The organism is Neorhizobium populisoli (assembly GCF_019430945.1).
GTDB lineage: Bacteria > Pseudomonadota > Alphaproteobacteria > Rhizobiales > Rhizobiaceae > Neorhizobium > Neorhizobium populisoli.
Genome location: NZ_JAHYCB010000006.1, coordinates 452,896 through 471,163, shown reverse-complemented (window position 1 = coordinate 471,163; position 18,268 = coordinate 452,896). Strand labels below are relative to the sequence as shown.

At 61.1% G+C, this 18,268-nt stretch carries 19 protein-coding genes; 14 read left to right on the top strand and 5 right to left on the bottom strand.

Going from position 1 to position 18,268, the window contains the following annotated elements; all coding sequences use genetic code 11:
- The first annotated feature begins 50 nt into the window (after positions 1-50).
- From KX729_RS19790 to KX729_RS19775, 4 genes are read left to right on the top strand one after another with little or no spacing between them, the layout of a single operon-like run.
- A complete protein-coding gene (locus KX729_RS19790; protein ID WP_219744192.1) occupies positions 51-635 on the top strand; it encodes a TRAP transporter small permease in 585 nt (194 codons plus the stop codon).
- A 3-nt stretch (positions 636-638) separates the two neighbouring features.
- A complete protein-coding gene (locus KX729_RS19785) occupies positions 639-1,952 on the top strand; it encodes a TRAP transporter large permease (RefSeq protein WP_219744191.1) in 1,314 nt (437 codons plus the stop codon).
- Between the two features lie 35 nt (positions 1,953-1,987).
- Positions 1,988-2,968: a TRAP transporter substrate-binding protein gene (locus KX729_RS19780; protein WP_376776026.1), complete on the top strand. Its 981-nt coding sequence runs from the start codon at positions 1,988-1,990 to the stop codon at positions 2,966-2,968.
- Between the two features lie 56 nt (positions 2,969-3,024).
- Positions 3,025-3,546: a winged helix DNA-binding protein gene (locus KX729_RS19775; protein WP_219744189.1), complete on the top strand. Its 522-nt coding sequence runs from the start codon at positions 3,025-3,027 to the stop codon at positions 3,544-3,546.
- A 7-nt stretch (positions 3,547-3,553) separates the two neighbouring features.
- On the opposite strand, the gene KX729_RS19770 is transcribed toward KX729_RS19775, so the two are convergent.
- On the bottom strand, positions 3,554-4,378 hold the full coding sequence (locus tag KX729_RS19770; protein ID WP_219744188.1) for a hormone-sensitive lipase: 825 nt from the start codon (positions 4,376-4,378) through the stop codon (positions 3,554-3,556).
- A gap of 205 nt (positions 4,379-4,583) precedes the next feature.
- Here KX729_RS19770 and KX729_RS19765 point away from each other — a divergent pair, with 205 nt between their 5' ends.
- From KX729_RS19765 to KX729_RS19725, 9 genes are all read left to right on the top strand, one after another.
- On the top strand, positions 4,584-6,209 hold the full coding sequence (locus KX729_RS19765) for an AMP-binding protein (RefSeq protein ID WP_219744187.1): 1,626 nt from the start codon (positions 4,584-4,586) through the stop codon (positions 6,207-6,209).
- 141 nt (positions 6,210-6,350) lie between these two features.
- A complete protein-coding gene (locus KX729_RS19760; RefSeq protein WP_219744186.1) occupies positions 6,351-7,487 on the top strand; it encodes an ABC transporter substrate-binding protein in 1,137 nt (378 codons plus the stop codon).
- 9 nt (positions 7,488-7,496) lie between these two features.
- Positions 7,497-8,420 (top strand): branched-chain amino acid ABC transporter permease, encoded by a 924-nt coding sequence (locus KX729_RS19755; protein ID WP_219744185.1) that lies wholly within the window; start codon positions 7,497-7,499, stop codon positions 8,418-8,420.
- A gap of 7 nt (positions 8,421-8,427) precedes the next feature.
- Complete coding sequence (locus KX729_RS19750; protein WP_246617698.1) at positions 8,428-9,405, top strand: branched-chain amino acid ABC transporter permease; 978 nt, start codon at positions 8,428-8,430, stop codon at positions 9,403-9,405.
- A complete protein-coding gene (locus KX729_RS19745; RefSeq protein ID WP_219744183.1) occupies positions 9,398-10,147 on the top strand; it encodes an ABC transporter ATP-binding protein in 750 nt (249 codons plus the stop codon). The genes KX729_RS19750 and KX729_RS19745 overlap by 8 nt, the downstream gene beginning before the upstream one ends.
- Entirely contained in the window at positions 10,147-10,830 is a 684-nt protein-coding gene (locus KX729_RS19740; RefSeq protein WP_246617697.1) for an ABC transporter ATP-binding protein, read from the top strand. Before KX729_RS19745 ends, KX729_RS19740 begins: the two co-directional genes overlap by 1 nt.
- Before the next feature lie 3 nt (positions 10,831-10,833).
- Positions 10,834-11,340, top strand: a complete 507-nt coding sequence (locus KX729_RS19735) for a MarR family winged helix-turn-helix transcriptional regulator (protein ID WP_219744182.1) — start codon at positions 10,834-10,836, stop codon at positions 11,338-11,340.
- Positions 11,341-11,377: 37 nt separating this feature from the next.
- Positions 11,378-12,307 (top strand): glutaminase, encoded by a 930-nt coding sequence (locus tag KX729_RS19730; RefSeq protein WP_219744181.1) that lies wholly within the window; start codon positions 11,378-11,380, stop codon positions 12,305-12,307.
- A 74-nt stretch (positions 12,308-12,381) separates the two neighbouring features.
- The gene (locus KX729_RS19725) at positions 12,382-12,840 is read left to right on the top strand and encodes a hypothetical protein (RefSeq protein ID WP_219744180.1); all 459 of its coding nucleotides are present in this window, start codon (positions 12,382-12,384) and stop codon (positions 12,838-12,840) included.
- A gap of 166 nt (positions 12,841-13,006) precedes the next feature.
- On the opposite strand, the gene KX729_RS19720 is transcribed toward KX729_RS19725, so the two are convergent.
- From KX729_RS19720 to KX729_RS19705, 4 genes are all read right to left on the bottom strand, one after another.
- Positions 13,007-14,524 (bottom strand): tripartite tricarboxylate transporter permease, encoded by a 1,518-nt coding sequence (locus KX729_RS19720; protein ID WP_219744179.1) that lies wholly within the window; start codon positions 14,522-14,524, stop codon positions 13,007-13,009.
- A 123-nt stretch (positions 14,525-14,647) separates the two neighbouring features.
- Entirely contained in the window at positions 14,648-15,142 is a 495-nt protein-coding gene (locus KX729_RS19715) for a tripartite tricarboxylate transporter TctB family protein (RefSeq protein WP_219744178.1), read from the bottom strand.
- Entirely contained in the window at positions 15,139-16,083 is a 945-nt protein-coding gene (locus KX729_RS19710; protein ID WP_219744177.1) for a Bug family tripartite tricarboxylate transporter substrate binding protein, read from the bottom strand. Before KX729_RS19710 ends, KX729_RS19715 begins: the two co-directional genes overlap by 4 nt.
- 267 nt (positions 16,084-16,350) lie before the next feature.
- Positions 16,351-17,421, bottom strand: coding sequence for an ABC transporter substrate-binding protein (locus tag KX729_RS19705; RefSeq protein ID WP_219744176.1), 1,071 nt, complete (start codon positions 17,419-17,421; stop codon positions 16,351-16,353).
- Positions 17,422-17,627: 206 nt separating this feature from the next.
- Between KX729_RS19705 and KX729_RS19700 the strand changes: the two genes are divergently transcribed.
- The gene (locus tag KX729_RS19700) at positions 17,628-18,137 is read left to right on the top strand and encodes a DUF1993 domain-containing protein (RefSeq protein WP_219744175.1); all 510 of its coding nucleotides are present in this window, start codon (positions 17,628-17,630) and stop codon (positions 18,135-18,137) included.
- Positions 18,138-18,268: the final 131 nt, after the last annotated feature.

Sequence of the window (18,268 nt, the reverse complement as noted above, 5' to 3'; positions counted from 1 at the left end):
AGGGGAGCCGACCATGTCTTATTGCCGCCTTTGCCAGCGGAGGACAACCCATGTCCACCGTTGAAACCCGTCACAGCATCTTCCCCGATTGGCTCCGTCGTGCGCTCGACGGGCTTTATCTCGTCTCCGGCTGGATGGCCGGACTGTTTCTCATTGCCATCTTTCTGCTGATGATGGCGCTGTCCGCCGGACGTCCGCTCGATATCGACGTTCCGGCCGGCGACGATTTCGCCTCCTGGTGCATGGCCGCCAGTGCTTTCCTGGGCCTCGCCCACACATTCCGTTCCGGCGAAATGATCCGTGTCGGCCTGCTTGTCGAGCGCATCAAGGGACCTGCCCGGCGGGTGATTGAAGTGGTCGCACTGACCATCGGCACGGTCGCGCTCGTCTATTTCGCCTGGTTCGCCTTCGACATGACGAAGACCTCCTACCAGTTCAACGACCTCTCTCAGGGCGTCATCGCCGTGCCGCTCTGGATTCCGCAGCTCGGCTTCTGCGGCGGCCTGATCGTTCTGGCGATCGCTTTCGTCGACGAGCTCCTGCACGTCATCTTTGGCGGATCGCCGCGCTACGAAAAGCCGGAGCCGGAAACCGCCGAGGAAGTCATCGAACGCGCCATCCAGAGCGGGGCCTGATGCATGGGAACGATCGAACTTGTTGAAATCGCGGGCGTCGTTCTCGTCGCCTTGCTTGCTTTGCTGGCCGGGGGCGTCTGGATCGGCATCTCGCTCCTGATATGCGGCTTTATCGCCATGCTCTTCGTGCCGGGCATCCCGATCGGCGCCGTGCTCGCGACGAATTCCTGGAGCAATGGCGCGTCCTGGTCGCTCGCGGCCCTGCCGCTCTTCGTCTGGATGGGGGAAATCCTCTTCCGTACGAAGCTTTCGGAAGAGATGTTCCGTGGCCTGTCGCCCTGGCTCGGCTGGCTGCCGGGCCGGCTCATGCATGTCAACGTGCTCGGTTGCGGCCTGTTCGGCTCCATCTCGGGCTCATCCGCCGCCACCACGGCAATGATCGCCAAGATCGCCCTGCCGGAGCTGAAGAAGCGCGGTTATGACGAAATGGTCAGCCTCGGCTCGCTGGCCGGCGCGGGCACGCTCGGCATTCTGATTCCGCCGTCGATCACCATGGTCGTTTATGCGGTGGCGGCGAATGTCTCGATCATCCAGATCTTCCTTGCCGGTTTCCTGCCGAGCCTGATCGTGATGGTGCTTTATTCCGGTTACATCATCGTCTGGTCGCTGCTGAACCCCGACAAGCAGCCGCCGGCCCCGCCGAAGATGAGCTTCAAGGAAAAGCTGAAGGAATCGGCAAACCTCATCCCGGTCTCGCTGTTGATCATCCTCGTCTTCGCGACACTGATCCTTGGCTGGGCGACCGCGACGGAATGCGCCGCCTGGGGCGTGCTCGGCTCTCTCGCCATCGCCGCATGGTCTCGCACGCTCACCTGGAAATCCTTCTGGGACAGCGTCATGGGCGCCACGAGGCTCACCTGCATGATCATGCTGATTCTGACAGGGGCAGGCTTCATGTCGATCGCCATGGGCTATACCGGCATCCCGAATGCGCTGGCCGCCTGGGTCGACAGCTTCAACCTCAGCCCCTTCGCGCTGATCGCCGTGCTGACGGTCATGTATATCCTGCTCGGCGCCGCGCTCGATGGCCTCTCGATGATCGTGCTGACCACCGTTGTCGTCCTGCCAATGATCCAGCAGGCCGGTTTCGACCTCGTCTGGTTCGGCATCTTTTTGGTGCTGATCGTTGAGATGGCGGAGGTATCTCCGCCGGTCGGCTTCAACCTCTTCGTCCTGCAGACGATGAGCGGCCGCGACAGCCTGACCGTCGCAAAGGCTTCGCTGCCGTTCTTCTTCCTGCTCGTGGCGACCGTCGCCATCATCACGGTCTTCCCGGAAATCGTGATGGTCCTGCCGAAAATGGCATTCCCGGGTTAATCGAAGACAAGAAAAGGGAACTGATAATGAGGAAGATAATCTCGACTTTCATCCGGGCCGGCGTTGCCGGTGCTACTCTTCTCGCTGCCTCGGGTGCCGCTCTTGCCCAGACCGCCTGGGTCCTGCCGTCCGCCTATCCGCCGGCAAACTACCATGTCGAAAACCTGATGCAGTTCGCCAAGGAGGCCGAAACGGCTTCAGGCGGCAAGCTGAAGATCACCGTCCATCCGAACGCCTCGCTGTTCAAGGCGCCGGATATCAAGCGCGCCGTCCAGACCGGCCAGGCGCAGGCCGGCGAAGTACTGATCTCGCTGCACGAAAACGAAAATCCGGTCTTCGGCATCGACGTCGTGCCGTTCCTGGCAACCAGCTTCGAACAGTCGAAGAAGCTTTATACGGCTTCCAAGCCGGCCATCGAAAAGGCGCTCGACGCGCAGGGCCTCAAGCTCCTCTACGCCACCCCGTGGCCGCCGCAGGGCATTTTCACCAAGAAGGACGTCAACAGCGTCGCAGACCTGAAGGGCCTGAAGTGGCGCGCCTATAACGTCGGCACCTCGCGTATCGCCGAACTCGTCAGCGCCCAGCCTGTCACCGTTCAGGCGGCGGAACTGCCGCAGGCGCTCGCCACCGGCGTCGTCGACGGCCTGATGACCTCCAGCGCCACCGGCGTCGATTCGAAGATCTGGGAATCGCTGACCCATTATTACGACACTCAGGCCTGGATCCCGAAGAATGTTGTCTTCGTCAACAAGGCCGTGTTTGCAGCGCTCGATCCGGCCGCCCAGAAGGCTGTCTCGGATGCCGCCGCCGCTGCCGAAACCCGCGGCTGGTCACTCGGCGTCGAAAAGACGGAAGCCTATATGGATACGCTCAAGAAGAACGGCATGAAGGTTCTCGAACCGAGCGCCGATCTGAAGAAGGGTCTCTCTGACGTAGGCGCCAAGCTGACGGAAGACTGGTCGAAAAAGGCCGGTGCCGATGGTGCCGCCATTCTGGACGCCTATAAGAAGATGTGATTTGAGAGGCGCCGCGACTGAAATGTCGCGGCGCACTCGTTTCGGGAGGAAAAATCATGTCATCGGAAATGAACGAACTGGGTCCGATCGTGTCCTCCGGCCATCTGGCAAGCGGCGCGTTGCCGGCCCTGTCGGAAATCGAATTCGGCATGATCATGCTGAACCACGCCTTCAGCCGCTGGATGGTGCGCTGCATGGCGGCCGCCGGCGTACCGGACCTGTCGGCGATCGACATCCTCGTGCTGCACAACATCAACAGCCGCAACAAGCCGAAGACGCTGGCCGATATCGCGCTCGTCCTCAATATCGAGGACACGCATGTCGTCACCTACGCGCTCAAGAAGCTGGAGCGCCTGAAGCTCATCAAATCCGGCCGACGCGGCAAGGAAAAGCTGGTGATGACCACCGAAGCCGGCGCCGATGCCTGCGCCCGCTACAAGGCGATGCGCGAAAGCCTGCTGGTCAAATCGGTTCTGGCGACGGAAGTGTCGGCTGACAGCTTGTCGGAAGTGGCCGCCCGCCTGCGCGCGCTTTCCGGCCACTACGATCAGGCTGCGAGAGCTGCGGCCTCTCTCTGATCCTGCATCAGTAAAACAGCGCATCCATCATAGGATGGGCCGCGTCTTCCATGCCGCCGAGCACGTTGAAATGATGCCGGTCCGGCTCTTCGACGCAATCCGTCTCGGCACCCAAACCCTTCCAAATGCTGGCGAGCAGCGCGTTCTGGCGGATGAACTCGGAACGCTCACCGGCACCCACCCAGCAAGTCACCCGCGCGCCCGACATCGGCTCCAAAAGGGCAGGACTTTCGCGATAGGCCTCGTCCCGGTCAATCCGCTGTTTGTCGTTCATTTTCGTGGTGAGAAGCGGCCGCAGGTCATGCACGCCGGACAGCGAAACGACGTTGGCGATACGGCTGCGAACTGCATCCGGCAATGGCGAGGTGGCGGAAATCATCCGCGTCACCAAATGCCCGCCGGCGGAGTGCCCGATCAGCCGGATCGGCCCCACGATTTCCTTCGCGGCGGCTTCGATAGCCCTGCCGATCTCGGTCGTAATCTCAGCGATACGGTTTTCCGGCGCCAGCGTGTACATCGGCATTGCAACCGCATAACCGCGCTCCACGGCGCCGCGGGCGTAATGCGACCAATAGCTGTTATCGAGCCCGATCCAGAAACCGCCATGTACGAAGACGACGAGGCCCTTCGGCGCCCCTTCAGGCAGGAAAAGGTCGAAGCGGTTGCGCGGTTTCTCGCCATAAACAAGACCGAGTTTCGCACGGTCTACTGCGGCCAGCGTCTCGCGATATTGCTGCGCCGGCTCCACCCAGGCAGCCGGCCAGCGGTCGCCCTGGGGAATGTTGATGCCGTTGGCATAGGCATTGTCCCAATCAGTGATCCGGTGGCGCATTCTCTGTTCTCCCTCGATGCGTGCTCGATTTCGCGCGCATACTGGCACCGCGCATGACTGCGGGGAAGTCGTCCTCGCTCCGAAAATAGCCGGCCGAGAAAATTATTACAAACTTAAAATTTCTCTCTTGCCACGAACGGGAAGCAGTGCTTTTCTGGATGAAAGGCAAAAAGCCGCATCGATAAAAATAATTGGGAACATGGATATGCTGGGACCGTCAGGCCATCAGGATACGTTTGCCCGCGACAATCTTCCGCCCGCCGATCAGTGGCCGGAGATCAAGCTTGAGGGCTTCGAATACCCGGAATGGATGAATGCGGCCGTCGAGCTGACCGACCGCATGGTCGAAAAGGGTTTTGGCGATAACACCGCCCTGATCGGCAATGGCCGCCGCCGCACCTACAAGGAACTGGCCGACTGGACGAACCGCATCGCCCGGGCACTCACCGAGGATTATGGCCTGAAGCCCGGCAACCGCGTGCTGATCCGCTCTGCCAACAACCCGGCCATGGTCGCTTGCTGGCTGGCGGCGACAAAGGCCGGCGCGGTTGTCGTCAACACCATGCCGATGCTGCGTTCCGGCGAACTTGCCAAGATCATCGACAAGGCCGAAATCACCATGGCGCTCTGCGACACGCGCCTGATGGACGACCTGATTGCCTGCGCCAAGGAGAGCCAGTTCCTGAAACAGGTCATCGGCTTCGATGGCACTGCCAATCACGACGCCGAGCTAGATCGCGCGGCACTGAACAAGCCAGTGCGCTTCGAATCCGTGAAGACTGGTCGCGATGACGTGGCACTCCTCGGTTTCACCTCCGGCTCGACCGGCATTCCTAAGGCGACGATGCATTTCCATCGCGATATCCTGATCATCGCCGATGCCTATGCCAGGGAAGTGCTGGATGTGACGCCGGACGACGTGTTCGTCGGTTCGCCGCCGCTCGCCTTCACCTTCGGCCTCGGCGGCCTCGCCGTCTTCCCGCTGCGCTTTGGTGCTGCCGCCACGCTGCTCGAACAGGCAACGCCGCCGAAGATGATCGAGATCATCGAGACCTACAAGGCGACGATCAGCTTCACAGCGCCCACCGCCTACCGCGCCATGCTGGCCGCGATGGATGCCGGCGCCGACCTTTCCTCGCTGCGCATTGCCGTTTCCGCCGGTGAGACGCTGCCGGGTCCGGTCTTCGATGAATGGGTAAAGAAAACCGGCAAGCCGATCCTCGACGGCATCGGCGCCACCGAAATGCTGCATATCTTCATTTCCAATCGTCTCGGCGACAGCAAAGCCGCCTGCACCGGCAAGCCCTTGACCGGCTACGAGGCGATCATCGTCGACGAAGAGATGAACCCGGTAAAGCCCGGCACGATCGGCCGGCTGGCGGTCAAGGGTCCGATCGGCTGCCGTTATCTCGCCGACGATCGCCAGAAGGATTACGTGAAAAACGGCTGGAACGTGACGGGCGACAGCTTTATCGAAGACGAGGACGGCTATTTCCACTTCGCCGCCCGCTCCGACGACATGATCGTCTCCGCCGGCTACAACATTGCCGGCCCAGAAGTCGAAGCAGCCCTTCTGAAGCACGATGCCGTCCTGGAATGCGCCGTGATCGGCGCTTCCGACGACGCGCGCGGCACGATCGTCGAGGCGCATGTGGTGCTGGCCAAGGGTTTCGAGGCTAGCGAGCTGCTGGTGAAGCTGCTGCAGGATCACGTGAAGGCGGTCATCGCGCCCTACAAATATCCACGCTCGATCGTGTTTGCCGAAGCGCTGCCGAAGACCGAATCCGGCAAGATCCAGCGCTTCCGTCTGAAACAGAAACTGTCGGCTTAATCATACTTAACATTGCATGAACTCCGCGGCACAAGCGGAGTGGAAGTTTCCGCGCAAATGTGGAAGACAGAAAAGACTAAGGTGGTGAGGAAAATGCCGCCGAAGGTCATGGGAACACAACAACAAACGGGAGTTCGTCACATGAAGAAAATGCTTGCTGCTGCCACGCTGGCGCTGACCTTAAGCGCCTCCGGCCTCGCATTCGCAGCTCCGCTGAAGATCGGCATGATCACCACGCTTTCGGGCGGCGGCGCCGGTCTCGGTATCGATACCCGCGACGGCTTCATGCTGGCGATCAAGAATGCCGGCAACAAGGACATCACCGTCGTCACCGAAGACGATGCGCAGAAGCCGGAACTGGCCGTGCAGATCGCCGACAAGATGATCCAGTCCGACAAGGTCGACATCCTCACCGGCATCGTCTGGTCGAATCTCCTGATGGCGGTCGCCCCGAGCGCAACGGCGCAGGGCAAGTTCTACGTCTCGACCAACGCCGCTCCTGCGCAGCTTGCCGGTGCCGCCTGCAACAAGCTCTATTTCAACGCCGCCTACCAGAATGACAATCTTCACGAAGCCATGGGCCAGTACGCCAACAAGGGCTACAAGAAGATGTTCATCCTCGCCCCGAACTATCCGGCGGGCAAGGATTCGCTGACCGGCTTCAAGCGTTACTACAAGGGTGATCTGGCTGCCGAAGTCTATACCCAGGTCGGCCAGACCGATTACGCTGCCGAAATCGCCCAGATGCGCGCATCCGGCGCCGACGGCATCTTCGTCTTCCTGCCGGGTGGCATGGGCATCGCCTTCATGAAGCAGTTCGCCCAGTCGGGCGTCAAGATCCCGGTCATGGGCCCGGGCTTCTCCTTCAGCCAGGACGTACTGCCGGCGATCGGTGACGCAGCTCTCGGCGCCAAGGCGTCCGGCCAGTGGGCTCCGGATTTCGACAATGCCGCCTCGAAGAAATTCGTCGCCGACTTCCAGAAGGAATATAATCGCCTTCCGTCGATCTATGCTCTGCAGGCCTATGATGCCGCCCAGCTCATCACTGCGGCCGCTTCCAAGGCAAGCGTCAAGGATGCAGCAGCATTCGGTGCTGAGCTGAAGAAGGCCGACATCAAGTCGCCGCGCGGAAATTTCAAGTTCAACACCAACCAGCATCCGATCCAGGACATCTACCTGACGGAAGTGGTGAAGAACAACGGCGTCTTGACCAACAAGACAGTCGAGAAGATCTTCTCCGATCACGGCGATGCCTACGCCAAAGACTGCAAGCTCTAAGGTCTGACCGTGACCATTGCACTTGCTCTCGAGCAGTTGCTGAACGGCATCCAGCTCGGCGTCATGTTGTTTCTCATGGCTGCCGGGCTGACGCTGATCTTCGGCGTCATGGGCCTCATCAACCTCGCTCACGGCTCGCTCTACATGGTCGGCGCATTCGCCTGCGCCACCGTGGCGGCCTGGACCGGTTCGTTCTGGATCGGTCTGGTCGCGAGCCTCATCGCCGCGGCCGCCGCCGGCGCGATCGTCGAACTTGTCGTCATACGCAGGCTATACGACCGCGACCATCTCGATCAGGTGCTTGCCACTTTCGCGCTGATCCTGATGTTTTCCGAAGGCACCCGCTGGCTGTTCGGCTCGTTCCCGCTTTATCTCGATATCCCGCCGCTGCTGCAGGGCGCGGTGGCGCTGCCAGGTGGCACGGAATATCCGCTTTATCGGCTGGCGATCATCGCCGCCGGCGCGCTCGTCGCCTTCGGTCTCTACATGCTGATTTCGCGCACACGCCTCGGCATGCGCATCCGCGCCGGCGAGAGCGACCGCGAGATGATTGGTGCCCTTGGCGTCGATATCCGCACGCTCTACACCGTCGTCTTTGCGCTCGGTGCCGCTCTGGCGGGCTTTGCAGGTGCGATGGTCGGCGCCATTCAGTCCGTTCAGGTCGGCATGGGCGAACCGGTGTTGATCCTGGCCTTCGTGGTCATCGTCATCGGCGGCATCGGCTCGATCAAGGGGGCGCTGCTCGGCGCGCTACTGGTCGGCGTCACCGACACGATGGGCCGTTTCCTGTTGCCGAAGCTGATGCTCCTCTTCGTGCCGCCAGCTCAGGCCGGCATGATCGGCGGCGCGATCGCTTCGATGCTGATCTATATCGTCATGGCGGTCATTCTCGCGGTCAAACCGCGCGGTCTCTTCCCGCCGGCGCATGCGTGAGGCCGATATGCTGTTGACCCGCGAAAACCTCGTCAATCTCATCCTGGCTCTGGGCCTGCTAGCAGTGCCGCTGGCCGCCAATGCGCTCGGCCAGCCGTTCTACATCACCCTCGCCACCCGAGTGGCGATCCTGGCGCTGGCTGCCACCGGCCTCAACCTGGCGCTCGGCGTCGGTGGTCTCGTCTCCTTCGGCCATGCGGCCTTCTTCGGCATCGGCGGTTATGCCGCCGGTATTCTGGCGGCGCATAATTTTTCCGGCGATCCGCTGTTTTTCGGCTTCTCCGGCACCAACCAGATGTGGATCATCTGGATCGTCGCTGTCGCGATGGCTGGTCTCGTGGGGCTCGTCATCGGCGCGATCAGCCTGCGCACCTCGGGCGTCTACTTCATCATGATCACGCTCGCTTTCGCGCAGATGGTCTATTATTTCGCGGTGTCCTGGCCGGCCTATGGCGGCGAGGACGGGCTGTCGATCCTCGTCCGCAACCAGTTCCCCGGCGTCATGACCATGGTGCCGCTGAACTACTTTCTCATCTGCTACGTCATCCTGCTGCTGGGCATCGCGCTTTTCGCCGTCATCCGCGCCTCGCGCTTCGGCGCGGCCTTGCAGGCGGCACGGCAGAATGAGGTGCGCGTCGCAACCGTCGGCATCCAGCCATATCGCATCCGGCTCACGGCATTCGTCATCTCGGCGGCACTTACCGGTCTTGCCGGCGCGCTGTTTGCAGATCTCAACCGTTTCGTCAGTCCGTCCATGCTCTCCTGGCATATGTCCGGCGAACTGATCGTGCTGATCATCCTCGGCGGTACCGGCCGGCTATTTGGCCCGCTGGCGGGCGCGGCGCTCTACGTCGCCTTCGAATATGCGCTGGGCGGTCTGACGGAACGCTGGCAGTTCTTCCTCGGCCTCATCCTGCTGCTCGTCGTTCTCTTTGCCCGCGGCGGCCTGTTGGGCGTTCTCGCCGGAAAGGCCAGACATGGTTGAGCCGGTCCTCCATATTTCCAACCTCGTGAAGAATTTCGGTGCGCTGCGGGCGACTGATGGCGTCACGATCGATCTTCGCCCTGGCGAAATTCATGCGCTGATCGGCCCGAACGGCGCCGGCAAGTCGACGCTCATCCACCAGATCTGCGGCACGCTTCGGCAGGATTCCGGCATCATCCGTTTCGCCGGCCAGGATGTCGGCGCGCTGACGGTAGCCGAACGCGCAAGGCTCGGCCTCGGCCGCACTTTCCAGGTCTCGTCGATCGCGCCGGAATTTTCCGCGCTCCGCAACGTCATGCTGGCAGTGCAGGCGAAGGAAGGATCGAGCTTTCGGTTCTTCAAGCCGGTGATGCGCGACAAGGGTCTGATCGACACGGCCATGGCTATGTTGGAGCGCGTCGGCCTGACGGCCCGCGCCCGCATCCCCGCCGCCGAGCTTTCCCACGGTGAACGCCGCCAGCTCGAAATCGCCATGGCGCTTGCGCTGCAATCCAAGGTCTTCCTGCTCGATGAGCCGATGGCCGGCATGGGGCCGGAAGGCTCGAAATCGCTTACCCGTTTCCTCGATACGCTTCGAAAAGAGGCTCCAATCCTGCTGGTAGAGCACGATATGGATGCCGTCTTCGCGCTCGCAGACCGCATTTCCGTGCTTGTCTATGGTCGTGTCATTGCCACCGGCACGGTAGAGGAAATCCGTCGCGACCCGACGGTGCGTACCGCATATCTCGGAGACCACGCCTGATGTTGCTCGACGTTTCCGGTATCCAGGCATTTTATGGTGCAAGTCAGGCATTGTTCGGCGTCGATCTCGCCGTCGCCGAAGGTGAGGCCGTGGCTTTGATGGGCCGCAACGGCATGGGCAAAACGACGACCATTCGCGCCATCTGCAATTTGAACCCGCCGAAGTCTGGCGCCGTGAAAATCGCCGGTGTCGATACGAAGGGCCGCCGACCGCATCACGTTGCAAAGCTCGGCATCGGCCTCGTGCCGGAGGGCCGCCGCTGTTTCCCGAACCTGACGGTTCATGAGAACCTCGTGGCTGCGGCCCGCTCAGGGCCGTGGACGCTGGAGCGTGTCAACACGCTTTTCCCGCGGCTGCAGGAACGCCATGCCCAGATGGCCCGTTCGCTTTCCGGCGGCGAGCAGCAGATGCTGGCGATCGGCCGTGCGCTGATGACCAACCCTAAACTCCTGATCCTCGACGAGGCAACCGAAGGTTTGGCTCCGGTCATCCGCCAGGACATCTGGAAGGCGATCCGGCAGTTGAAGGCTGAAGGACTTTCGATTCTAGTGGTGGACAAGACGCTTTCGGAGCTTTTGCCGGTTGCGGACCGCTGCGTCATTCTGGAAAACGGAAAGAGCGCCTGGAGCGGCAGACCCGCCGACCTGACGACCGAATTGCAGGATCGATATCTCGGGGTGTAAGTCATGGAAGCAGCAAGCGCCGATCTGGAACTGATCGTCCACGGACCGCACGGCAAGAACAAGCCGGAGACGCGGCTCTGGCTGCGCATGCTTTCCACCACCAAGCTGATCACTACGGAAATCCGTCGCCGGCTGCGCAGCGAGTTTGGCGCAACCCTGCCGCAATTCGACCTGATGGCGCAGCTCTATCGCGAAAAGGAGGGCCTGCGCCTCGGCGAGCTTTCCAAGCGCACCATGGTGACCAACGGCAATGTCACTGGCCTCGTCGAACGCCTGGAAACGGATGGCCACGTTCAGCGCGTCACGCCGGAAGGTGACCGCCGCGTCACCGTCGCGATCCTGACACCGGACGGCATTGCGCTGTTTGAGCGCATGGCGGCTGCCCATGAAGGCTGGCTGCGCGATATCATGGCGGATGTCGATCCGGCGATGATTTCGTCGCTCTGGGCCGAAATCGGAGCCGTCAAATCTTCCGCCAGCAACCATCTTTCCGGAAGCGCCTTCGAATAGTAAGACCCGATAGGGGGCAACAAGTTCGGGGTGAATGATGGCAGACCTGCAGGCGATCGTCGACGACATCTATGAAAAGCTGACGCCGCGTCTCGGCGAGGGCAAGGTTGCCGACTATATCCCGCAGCTCGCCCATGTGGATCCGAAGAAATTCGGCATGGCGGTGATCGGCGTCGATGGCCAGATTTTTAAGGCCGGCGATGCAGACATGCCGTTTTCCATCCAGAGCGTCTCCAAGGTTTTTACCCTGACACTGGCGCTTGGCAAGCACGGCGAAACGACGTGGAACCGCGTCGGCCGCGAGCCCTCCGGCTCGGCCTTCAACTCCATCGTCCAGCTGGAGCATGAGGAAGGCAAGCCGCGCAATCCCTTCATCAATGCCGGCGCCATCGCCGTCAGCGATCTGGTGCTGTCGGGCCACACGCCTCGCGAGGCGATCGGCGAGATCGTCCGCTTCGTGCGCTATCTGGCGGATGACGAGACGATTGCGATCGACCCCGACGTGGCGAAGTCTGAACAGGCGACCGGCTTCCGCAATTTCGCGCTCGCCAATTTCATGCGCTCCTTCGGCAAGCTCACTCATCCGGTCGAGCATGTGCTGGGGGTCTATTTTCATCACTGCGCGCTGGCAATGACCTGCACCCAGCTCGCCAAGTCCGGCCTGTTCCTGGCCGCTTCCGGCCGCAATCCGCTGACGGGTCATACCGTAGTATCGAAACAGCGGGCGCGGCGCATCAATGCGCTGATGCTAACCTGCGGGCACTATGATGGCTCGGGCGACTTCGCCTATCGCGTCGGCCTGCCGGGCAAGAGCGGCGTCGGTGGCGGCATCATGGCGGTTGCGCCGGGCAAGGCTTCGGTGGCGGTTTGGTCACCGGGGTTGAACCACAACGGCAATTCGCTGCTGGGGTCGCTGGCGCTGGAGATGCTGGCGGAGAAAACCGGTTGGTCTGTGTTCGGGCAGTAGCTTGCCTCTGATCATATGCTTTGTAGGTAGCTGAAGATGTGCTACCTTGAGTGGTGTATCTGAGGGGGCATCAAATGAGCGATATAATTGCTAGGAGCAATACCGATCAAAACCCAGTTCTCCAGGTTCCCGAGGAAATGTGGGACCAGTTTACGCCGGCTATAAAGAAATTGATTGTAAGGGAATACAACAGGATCAAGGCCTCAAAATCTGAAGAAGGAATATTTGAAGATGACAACGTTGTCTGGGCAGCATCAATGCTCGGAATGCTCAGGGCAATTTCCCCTGTTGTGTCGGTGACCGAGCCGCCGCAACGGAAAAATTGGTTTTGGGAAAATATAACGGGTCTGATGCTGGTTACGGCTGGTCTCACTATTATTTTCGGAGGATTTGGTTTGTGGGGTTTGTGGGGTTCCGATCCGAATTCAAATAACACCGTTGCTCAAGGTTTTCTTGATATTGCCAAACTGTTTGCTGGCGCTTTGGTAGGCGCGGCGGGCGCAGTTGGCGTAGGGGTTGCAACCAACAAATAGTGGATGCCAGAGCATATAGTTTCGACGATCGCCCTTTGAAGTTGGACGCTGGGTGGATTTCCCATGGCGAACGCCATGTACCAGATGGCCGCCTCATATGTTCATGCTACTCAAACAAAAAAAGCCCGGCTTATCACCGGGCTTGGAGTTTGCCGATGGCATTGGATCAGTCTTCGCTGGCTGCCATCTGCGTAAGGACATTGCCGCGGCCGCGCAGGCGGAGGATCAGCGGCAGGATGAGAGCGATTGCGGCGAGTGCGAGCAGCACGGCAGCGATCGGCGACTGGAAGAGCGTCGTGATGTCGCCCTGGCTGATCGCCAGCGCGCGGCGCAGATGCTGTTCCGCCAGCGGTCCGAGGATCAGGCCAACGATGACCGGCGCGATCGGGAAATCCATGACGCGCATGACATAGGCGACGAGACCGAAGACCAAGAGCATGCCGAGTTCGAAGACCGACGGATTGGCGCCGATCGTGCCGAGCGTCGCAAACACCAGAATGCCGGCATAAAGCCATGGCTTCGGAATGGTCAGCAGCTTCACCCAGAGACCGACCAGCGGCAGGTTCAGGATGAGCAGCATCAGGTTGGCGATCAGCAACGAGGCGATCAGGCCCCAGACGAGCTGTGGATTGGTCGCGAAGAGAAGCGGGCCGGGCTGCAGGCCGTATTGCTGGAAGCCGGCAAGCATGATCGCGGCGGTCGCGGATGTCGGCAGACCGAGCGTCAAGAGCGGCACGAGCGTGCCGGCGGCCGATGCATTGTTGGCGGCTTCCGGGCCGGCAACACCTTCGATCGCGCCATTGCCGAACTCTTCCGGATGCTTGGTCAGCTTCTTTTCGGTCGCATAGGACAGGAACGTGCCGATTTCAGCACCGCCGGCCGGCATGGCGCCGATCGGGAAGCCGATCACGGTGCCGCGCAGCCAGGCCTTCCAGGAGCGGGACCAGTCGTTGGCCGTCATCCAGACCGACCCCTTGATCGCTTCGATCTTGTCCGGTGCCTGGGCGCCCTGAGCGGCAATGAACAGCGTCTCGCCGATCGCGAACATGGCGACGGCCATGGTTGTCACTTCAATACCGTCGAGCAGGTCCGGCACGCCGAAGGACAGACGGTTCTGGCCGGTCAGCTGGTCGATGCCGACGAGCGACAGGGCGAGACCGATGAACAGCGAGGTGAGGCCACGCAGCGCCGAATTGCCGAAGGCAGACGACACGGTGATGAAGGCCAGCACCATCAGCGCGAAGTTTTCACGCGGGCCGAAGGAGAGGGCGATCTTGACCACGAGAGGCGCTACGAAGGCGAGCGCCAGCGTCGCGATCAGGCCAGCGACGAACGAGCCGATAGCTGCCGTCGCAAGGGCGGGGCCGCCGCGGCCGGCGCGGGCCATCTTGTTGCCCTCGAGTGCCGTCACGATTGAGGCGCTTTCGCCCGGCGTGTTGAGCAGGATCGAGGTCGTCGAGCCGCCATACATGCCGCCGTAATAGATGCCGGCGAACATGATCAGCGAACCGGTCGCGTCGAGCTGATAGGTGACGGGCAGCAGAAGCGCGACGGTGGTGGCGGGCCCGATGCCCGGCAACACGCCGACCAGGGTGCCGAGCGTCACGCCGATCAGCGCATAGAGCAGGTTCATCGGCATCATGGCCGAGGCGAGACCCTGCAGAAGAAAATCGAAAGTGCTCATGATCTTACTCTCGGAGCATTTCCAGCAAAAGCGCGAAGCGGTTTTGCGAAAGGAAATGCGTTAAAACAAAGACTTGGAGCATTTTCGCGAATCGGAGAAAGCGAAATTGCTCCAAAGACCCGATCAATGGATCAGTCGTTCCAGCGGACCTGCCGGCAGTGAAAGCTGCAGCATGACGGCGAAGAGCCAGTAGATGGCGAAACAGATGACGATGCCGATCGGAATACTGATCCAGATCCTGCGGGCGCCGAAACCGGCAGCGGCAAGACCGAAGAGACAGCCCGTGGCGATCGAGAAGCCAGCAAAGCGGATGAGGACCATCTGCGCGATCAGGCCTGCAACGACCCAGGCAACCGGCTTGATTTCCTGCTTCTCCCGCTCCGGAAAATCGCGGCGGAAGGCGGCAAATACGGTCCAGACGGCGAGGCCGACCAGAGCGAAGGCGATCCAGTCCGGAACGGTGGCCGGGCCGACCTGGCTATAGCCGCCCATATCGCGCAACCGGGAGACGTCGAAGAAGATGACGGCTGCCATGATGACGAGAACGGCGGCGATAACAAGCGCCGCCCAATCGGGGCGGCGCTGTTCAGTTACTGTCTTGTTGTTGTCGACGCTCATTTGACGAGACCGATGTCCTTCAGGATGGTTTCCGTGGACGCGATGTCCTTGGCGAGCTGGGCTTCGAATTCCGGACCGGAAAGGTAGGTGTCGATCCAGCCCTTGGTCTTCAGGTTGTCCTGCCAGGTCTTGGACTTGGCGAGCTTTTCGACGTCAGCGGTGACGGCTGCCTTCTGCTCGGCGGAAAGGCCCGGAGCGGCTGCAACCATGCGCCAGTTCTGCAGAACCACGTCATAGCCGGATTCCTTCAGCGTCGGGGCGCTGATGCCTTCGACCTTCTTGTCGGACGAGATGGCGAGAACGCGCAGCGTGCCGGCCTTGATCTGGCCTTCGAATTCGCCATAGGACGAAACGCCGGCCGTGACCTGGCCGCCGAGGATGGCGGCGAGCGCTTCACCGCCGCCGGAGAAGGCGATGTAGTTGATCTTGGTCGGGTCTACGCCGCCGGCCTTCGCCAGCAGGCCAACAAGGATGTGGTCCGTGCCGCCGGCCGAGCCGCCGCCCCAGGAAACCGAACCCGGGTTTGCCTTCAGCTTGGCGACGAGGTCTGCAACCGTCTTGATCTCGGAAGCAGCCGGAACGACGATGACTTCGTATTCGCCGGTCAGACGGGCGATCGGAGTGACGTCCTTGAGGGTGACCGGCGACTTGTTGGTGAGGATCGCGCCAACCATGACATAACCGCCGACCATCAGCTGGTTCGGGTTGCCCTTCTGCTGGCTCGCGAACTGGGCGATGCCGATCGTGCCGCCGGCGCCCGGAACGTTCATGACCTGCACCTTGCTGGAGATCTTCTCCGTCTGCAGTGCGGTCTGCATGGTGCGGGCGGTCTGGTCCCAGCCGCCGCCCGGCGCTGCCGGTGCCATGATGGAATAGTCGGCCGCAGCGGCCGGAAGAGCGATCGCGCTCGCGAGAATGGAAGCGAGGAAGAAGTGTTTCAAGGGTATGTCCTCCGTTGGCGCCGTCATCCGGCGCGAAAAGTTTCTTTGGCTATGCGACAGGTGAAAAAAGCCTCAAGCGAGAACCGCCTGGCCCAAACTCCTCCCGTCATCTCGGTTCCCCGCCTCCAAACGGGGGCCGAATATCCCTAAGCCAACATATCAAGCTGACATTTACCTGACATTTTTCGCGCTGACGGGATTTGGCAAGGGGCTGATGCCACGAAATTGCCTAAATTCATGCCGGCGGAACGAAAACCGTGCCACTTATTATTGCAGACGCAGCACTTCGTTCCAGCGAGAGATGAGCCGCGCCCGCTTCACCTGGTCGAGATAGACCATCAGGCCGAGGCTGACGGGGACGGGTTTCAGCTGGCCGCCCAGCATTTCGCGCAGCGTCGTGGCGGTGTTGTTGCCGGCGACTTCCGGGCTGACGGCGGGGATCTGCAGCTCGCGGGCCATGATCGTCTGGCCTTCCTTGGACATGAAGAACTGCAGGTAGCGCTTGCCGAGATCGGGAGACGCCGCGGCTTGCGGCACCAGGCCGATACGCGACATCACCACGGTGTAATCCTTGGGCAGCACGATGCCGACTTCCGGATGCCGCGACGCCCAGTCGGCGGCATAGGAGCCGAGGATATTATAACCGAGCACGAAGCGCCCGTCGGCAACCCGTTCGAGGATCGCCTGGCTGGTCGAATACAGTTTCACGCCGGCCGCACCCATGGCCTTGATCACAGACCAGATGTCGCCGAACTGTTCCTGGTCGCGTGACATGAACAGGAAACCGACGCCCGAACGCTCGATGTCATAAGTGCCGATCCGCCCATACACCGCATCGCCCTGCTTCTGCAGGAAATCAACGAACTCGGCGCGTGTCGAGGGCGGATCGTGATCCTTGAAGCTCGGTTTGTGATAGACGAACACAGCGGGCTCGAAGGTCAGTGCATAGGCCGTGTTGCGCCAGTTGGCCCAGCCCGGCCATTCGCCGCTCATCGGCAGGTCGCTGACCTGCGCATAACCATCATTGGCGAGCTTCACCTGCAGGTCCATGGCGGACGAGAAGGCAAAGTCGGCGGTCCTCTTGCCGGCATCCGTCTCCCGCACGATGCGGTCGTAGATTTCGCCGGTCAGCATATCCTCGTAACGCACCGCGACATCCGGATTGGCCACCTGGAAACCGGCGATCATCGGCTTGGCCAAAGGTTCGTCGAGCGATGAATAGACAGTGAGAAGCGGCGCATCCGCACGTCCGGAGATGGCCGGAAACAGCGTCGTATCCGCCACGGCGACGCCGGGCGGGAAGAGAAGACAGAGGGAGAGGAAAAGCGCGCTTTTCATACCTGCAGAATGCCCCAGTAAGCCGCCGATCACAAGCGAACTGACGGTCAACCGGAACGCGCGTAACATTCCCGCCACAGGCGGCCAAATGCAACTTTTGCCAGCTTGTTTTCCAACATGGCATCATTACCTCTGGGCGGTCATTTCGCGCCTGCCATTCTGTCGAAGGGCGGCCGCGCCAACCCTCATTTCAAAGGTTAAATTCCATGTCGCTTTCGCTCTACGACATCACTGTTCCGGTTTTTCTTCGCAATTTCGCAAACCTCACCGAAATCCTGAAAAAGGGCGAAGCCTTCGCCGATGAAAAGGGCATAGCTCACAAGGAATTGCTGGAAGCCCGGCTGATCGACGACATGTATCCGCTGACGGGTCAGATCCAGCGCGCCAGCGACACTGCCAAGTTCGCTGCCGTGCGCATCGGTCAGGTCGAAGGCGTTCCTATGGCTGACGAGGAAGCCACCTTTGCGGACCTGCATGCCCGCATCGAAAAGACCGTCGCCTTCCTGAACACAATCGATCCGCAGAGCATGGAAGGCCGCGAAGAGGCCGAAGTCGTCCTGACGACCCGCAACGGTTCCAGGACATTTACCGGCACCAGCTACGCGCTGAACTTCGCGCTGCCGAACTTCTATTTCCACGTCACCACCGCTTACGCCATCCTGCGCCACAAGGGCGTTCCGGTCGGTAAGCCGGATTATCTCGGCCGTCTCGGTTAATAACGCAGCACATTCGTGACATCCCCGCCTGCGCCGCTATAATCGGCGGCACTACGGCATCGTGTTTCCGATTTTTGGAAAGCACGGTGCCGTAGTTTCAAAGACTTAGAGCGTCCTTTGTGTGCCCGAAA

Coding starts and splice junctions, on each gene's coding strand:
- KX729_RS19790 (WP_219744192.1), top strand. CDS start 51: ATGTCCACCGTTGAAACCCGTCACAGCATCTTCCCCGATTGGCTCCGT.
- KX729_RS19730 (WP_219744181.1), top strand. CDS start 11,378: ATGGCAGACCTGCAGGCGATCGTCGACGACATCTATGAAAAGCTGACG.
- KX729_RS19750 (WP_246617698.1), top strand. CDS start 8,428: ATGCTGTTGACCCGCGAAAACCTCGTCAATCTCATCCTGGCTCTGGGC.
- KX729_RS19740 (WP_246617697.1), top strand. CDS start 10,147: ATGTTGCTCGACGTTTCCGGTATCCAGGCATTTTATGGTGCAAGTCAG.
- KX729_RS19720 (WP_219744179.1), bottom strand. CDS start 14,524: ATGAGCACTTTCGATTTTCTTCTGCAGGGTCTCGCCTCGGCCATGATG.
- KX729_RS19700 (WP_219744175.1), top strand. CDS start 17,628: ATGTCGCTTTCGCTCTACGACATCACTGTTCCGGTTTTTCTTCGCAAT.
- KX729_RS19760 (WP_219744186.1), top strand. CDS start 6,351: ATGAAGAAAATGCTTGCTGCTGCCACGCTGGCGCTGACCTTAAGCGCC.
- KX729_RS19725 (WP_219744180.1), top strand. CDS start 12,382: ATGAGCGATATAATTGCTAGGAGCAATACCGATCAAAACCCAGTTCTC.
- KX729_RS19705 (WP_219744176.1), bottom strand. CDS start 17,421: ATGAAAAGCGCGCTTTTCCTCTCCCTCTGTCTTCTCTTCCCGCCCGGC.
- KX729_RS19775 (WP_219744189.1), top strand. CDS start 3,025: ATGTCATCGGAAATGAACGAACTGGGTCCGATCGTGTCCTCCGGCCAT.
- KX729_RS19785 (WP_219744191.1), top strand. CDS start 639: ATGGGAACGATCGAACTTGTTGAAATCGCGGGCGTCGTTCTCGTCGCC.
- KX729_RS19745 (WP_219744183.1), top strand. CDS start 9,398: ATGGTTGAGCCGGTCCTCCATATTTCCAACCTCGTGAAGAATTTCGGT.
- KX729_RS19735 (WP_219744182.1), top strand. CDS start 10,834: ATGGAAGCAGCAAGCGCCGATCTGGAACTGATCGTCCACGGACCGCAC.
- KX729_RS19765 (WP_219744187.1), top strand. CDS start 4,584: ATGCTGGGACCGTCAGGCCATCAGGATACGTTTGCCCGCGACAATCTT.
- KX729_RS19770 (WP_219744188.1), bottom strand. CDS start 4,378: ATGCGCCACCGGATCACTGATTGGGACAATGCCTATGCCAACGGCATC.
- KX729_RS19715 (WP_219744178.1), bottom strand. CDS start 15,142: ATGAGCGTCGACAACAACAAGACAGTAACTGAACAGCGCCGCCCCGAT.